The sequence below is a fragment of the Streptomyces sp. NPDC002130 genome, from assembly GCF_040296465.1.
In the GTDB taxonomy this organism is placed as follows: domain Bacteria; phylum Actinomycetota; class Actinomycetes; order Streptomycetales; family Streptomycetaceae; genus Streptomyces.
Genome location: NZ_JBEOXI010000927.1, coordinates 1 through 1305 on the forward strand (window position 1 = coordinate 1; position 1305 = coordinate 1305).

General features: G+C 61.8%; 3 protein-coding genes. 1 reads left to right on the plus strand and 2 read right to left on the minus strand.

Features of this window, described 5'->3' with window-relative positions:
* Together ABT116_RS47065 and ABT116_RS47070 are read right to left on the minus strand one after the other, a co-directional pair.
* A partial coding sequence (locus ABT116_RS47065; protein WP_351647504.1) for an FAD-dependent oxidoreductase occupies positions 1-438 on the minus strand: 438 nt, incomplete at its 3' end.
* Between the two features lie 124 nt (positions 439-562).
* A complete protein-coding gene (locus ABT116_RS47070) occupies positions 563-787 on the minus strand; it encodes a hypothetical protein (protein WP_351647507.1) in 225 nt (74 codons plus the stop codon).
* Between the two features lie 244 nt (positions 788-1031).
* Between ABT116_RS47070 and ABT116_RS47075 the strand changes: the two genes are divergently transcribed.
* A partial coding sequence (locus tag ABT116_RS47075) for a hypothetical protein (protein WP_351647509.1) occupies positions 1032-1305 on the plus strand: 274 nt, incomplete at its 3' end.

The following is a 1305-nucleotide window of genomic DNA, read 5'->3' on the forward strand; positions in this document are numbered from 1 at the left end:
GCGATGACGGTGACCGTCCCCGCGTACGCCGGTTCCGGTGCGGACGGCTCGGCGGCCGGTTCGCCGGGGGTGCTGCAAGCCGGTGCGTATCTGCTTGCCCGTGCTGGAGTCGACGGGGAACGGATATCTGCCCTCCACCGCGAGGAGATCCATGTTGGAGTAGGTCTGCTCGAGGACGCGGTCCATCCAATGGTGGTCGGCAAGATATCCGCCGAGCGCCTCACGACCGGCCTTTGCCCGCTCACGGGCAGTCGTATCCGGTTCGACGTACCAAACACCCGTTCCGGATGGGGCCGTTGCGCCGCTCGTTCCGCAGTAACCCTTGTCGACCAGGACGACGTCTGCACCGGCTTTGGCCGCGCGCAACGCTGCCCACGCGCCGGCGGGGCCACCACCGATCACCAATACATCGGTGGAGAGTTCGAGGACGTCCGTCACTGGCCAGCTCCTGTCAGAGGTCTACGCAACACTTCTGTTGCTGCAATATTCCTCGAACGAACTACCCAGCGCCACAGCCAGAATCACTGTGAACTCAACCGGTCACCATCGCATCGACAGAGCGCTACGACGCTTCCCGCTCCTCGTCGGTGCACAACGCGGAGTACTTGGCGAAGGCTTCCTGCAAGGTCAGCGATTTGCGTCGCTCGGCGATGCCGCGGGGCTTTCCCTGTGCAACACATCGACGAGCATGCTCGATCACAGCTTCACGAATGACGCTGGAAATGTCCGCGCCCGTGAGCTCTTGGAGGGTCTCTAGGGCCCTCAGTTCCTCTACGTCGAATCTCACCGTTACCGATCGTCTAGCCACGCTCAGGATGTTACTTGCGGGTACACCAATTTTGGTGAGTTACGTATGCGTCACATCGAATATCTTTGGGCGCCAAAACCTTCGAATTCGGATCTACGTGGGTAAATCGTTTTCCACTCACGGCACTCATGTAATGCAACGCACACGGCGCTAGCCAGCGTGCCGACGGACACTGTCGCTGTCTATGCTTGCGAAACACTGCCTTCGATCGGAGATATACCGCGTGAGCATCGACCACATAGTTTCCGCAGTCGACGGCAACGCTGCCGAGCGGATCAAGACGGCTCTGGCCCAGAGAGCTGAAGCCTCGACGGACACGACCACGCTGGTGTTCGACGGCGTGAGCATCGAGATTCCGCCGTCGGTCGGCGACGCCGTCGTGCAGCTACTGACCTACCTCGCTGCCGGGGACAGCGTCGCCCTCGGGCCAGTTGCAGAACTCCTCACCACCTTGACGACCTCGTCGTCCACCTCGCCTCCGACGAGAGCGGCGAGGC